2 protein-coding genes are annotated in these 2,719 nt (G+C 59.1%); both read left to right on the plus strand.

Annotated features, from left to right (window positions below; translation table 11 throughout):
• Positions 1-263: hypothetical protein (locus ACFTOW_RS13605; protein WP_379916611.1), on the plus strand; the 263-nt coding region annotated here is incomplete at its 5' end.
• Between the two features lie 195 nt (positions 264-458).
• Positions 459-2,321 carry a Hint domain-containing protein gene (locus ACFTOW_RS13610; protein ID WP_379916613.1) on the plus strand — a complete coding sequence of 621 codons (1,863 nt, stop codon included), beginning with the start codon at positions 459-461 and terminating at the stop codon, positions 2,319-2,321.
• The last annotated feature ends 398 nt before the right edge of the window (positions 2,322-2,719 follow it).

Raw genomic sequence — 2,719 nt, forward strand, 5'->3', positions numbered from 1 at the left:
CGGATGTTAACAATGCAGGTGGGTCAGTTTTAGATGATCATAACCCACCCAAGTGGGTCACTTTTGCATGCCGATTCACAATACCGGTCAGCGGAGAGTTGCGCTGCTTCCCTTTCAGCATCAATGCGCCTTATTGGGGCGCATTGTTTTTGCACGTCCACCGCGACGCTGGGCATCCCGATCTGGATGCCGCAGAATGCGCCGGTCAGGGCAGGTTTTCTGCGCGTGCAGCATCGTATCTGATATTGGTTTTAATGGCTTAAAAACAATGCATTGATGCCCGTACCAGCCTGCTTTTTGATGCAGGCTGCCCTTTCGTCACGCGGCGAGGGCTATTCCTGTTTTTTGCCAACGGTGTTAACCACACGCCAAGGATCGCAAGAGGGTCGAGCAGCCCTGAATCGCGACACCACTCATGACATGATAAAGTACGGGGCCCGCATGTTGCGGGGGGCAATATGGCTGTGATTAATGGTACCAACGGTCAGGACACGCTGACCGGCACGAACAACGCGGATGAAATCGCCGGGCTGGGTGGCGACGACGTCATCAGCGGTCTGGACGGCAACGACACGATCTTTGGCGACGCAGGCAACGGCACTGGGCTCGGCATCGACGCCGGCCCGCTGGTTCTGAACGTGGACAATATCCGCCCCGGGTCGGAAACGTCGACCGGCAACAACAACGCCCAGGTCGGCGACAGTGTCATCTACGACGACGTGGCTACCCTTTCCGACGGCAGTTCGGTGTCCGCGCGTCTGGTCCTGACAGCCAAGACCGACCTCCGCCTGCCGGTCGATCTCAGCGGTGGTCGCGGTGCGGAAATCCTTCTCAACCAGCCGGGATTTTCAAGCCAGCGCGGCGAAGAGGCGTCTTTCCGGCTGGAGTTCATTGATCCTGTCACCGGCGATCCTGTCACGATCAATTCGGTCGCGACGTTCAATGACATAGACAGAGTGTTCAACAACGGGACCGAAAAGGTTCAGTTGGAAGCAGGCAGTTTCTCGGCATTCGGCACATCGCCGACAACAGATCTGACCGTGATGCAATCGGATGGCGTGGTTGCGGCCTTTGGCGGTCGGAACACAGATCCCGCCGATCAGGATGCCTGGTTCTCGGCCCAATTCGAGAACCGCAGCTTTGTCGAGTTTACCGTTTCGGCGCGCGCCACGCAGTCGGGCTATACCCTGTCGGGTGATCTGATCGACGGTGCGGTGGTCACGCCGATCGTCGAGGGCAATGACCGCCTTGATGGTGGCGAAGGTGACGATGTCCTGTACGGGCAGGGCGGCAACGACACGTTGATCGGTGGTCCGGGCGATGACACGTTGCTGGGCGGCACCGGCAACGATCATCTGTTCGGCGGTGATGGCGATGACAGCCTTGTGGCCGGTGATGGCAATGATCAACTGTTCGGCGGTTCCGGGAATGACACGCTGGTTGGTGGCGGCGACAATGACAACCTGTCCGGTGGCGACGATGCCGATCTGTTCGTGATCAACACGCTGGGCAGTTCCGGGGTGAACAACACCACGGTCAATGGCGGATCGGGCGGCGATGACAATGATGTGCTGGATATCTCGCCCCTCATTGATGCGGGCTGGAGCGTCACGAACTTCGTGCGCAACCCCGAAAACAACGGCAATCCGGGATTCAACGGCCAGATACAGCTTGTCCGGGGGGGTGAAAGCGCAAACATGAACTTCACCGATATCGAGGGCTTTGTCGGCACGCCGATCTGTTTCACGCCCGGTGTGATGATTGCCACGCCCAAGGGCGAGGTGGCGGTCGAGGATCTTCGCCCTGGCGACAGGGTGTTCACCCGTGACAACGGTATCCAGGACATTGTCTGGACCGGGCGAAGCGATCTGGCCGCCGAGCGGCTGCGCCGGATGCCGCAGTTTTGCCCGATCCGAATTCGCGCCGGCTCATTGGGAAAGAACCTGCCCGACCGCGACATGTGGGTCAGCCCCAATCACCGCATGCTGGTGTGCAGTGATACGACACAGATGATGTTTGACGCCCATGAGGTGCTGGTGGCGGCCAAGCATCTGCTGAACCAGCCGGGGTTCGTGCAAGAGGCGACGCCGGGTGTCAGCTATCTGCATGTGATGTGCGCCCATCACGAGGTGATCCTGGCCAATGGCGCCTGGACCGAAAGCTTTCAGCCCGGTGACTACAGCCTTGCGGGTCTGGATATGGGGCAGCGCGATGAGCTCTACGCGCTGTTTCCCGCGTTGCGCAGCGCGGCGGGGCTGGCGGATTATGCACCGGCGCGCCTGTCGCTGAAGCGGCACGAGGCGCAGGTTCTGACCCTGTAGCAGGCGAACGATTCGCGCGGTTTGTGGCATAAACCGCGCGTTTTCGATTTCCCCTACGGAAACAGCATCGTTTATCTGTCTGGGTTGTCGCGATTGGCGAAACCGGCGCTTGCGGTGGGCGCAAATTTCTCTCTGTCATGGCTGGCAACAATCGGTGGTTCCGGCGGGTGCAATCTCGCCATTGCCGCTATTCTGCCAACCGTCGTGCACCCATGGGTGGTTTATTGGCTGCGACATGGGAACAACCTGCGTTTTCGGGCTTCGGTCAAATCTGGCATGACCTGTCGTAAAGCTTGTCAAAAATATGACCAAACTCCTAGGGCCTGTTGACGTTCATCTGAGGCGAATAACGGTCGCTGCGAGGGCTATGAAGGCTGAGAAACTGCTGTCTGTCTTGC

The organism is Lacimonas salitolerans, from assembly GCF_042677865.1.
GTDB lineage: Bacteria > Pseudomonadota > Alphaproteobacteria > Rhodobacterales > Rhodobacteraceae > Lutimaribacter > Lutimaribacter salitolerans.

What these genes read in the sequence shown, in the direction of transcription:
- ACFTOW_RS13610 (WP_379916613.1), top strand. Translation starts at nt 459, where the DNA reads ATGGCTGTGATTAATGGTACCAACGGTCAGGACACGCTGACCGGCACG.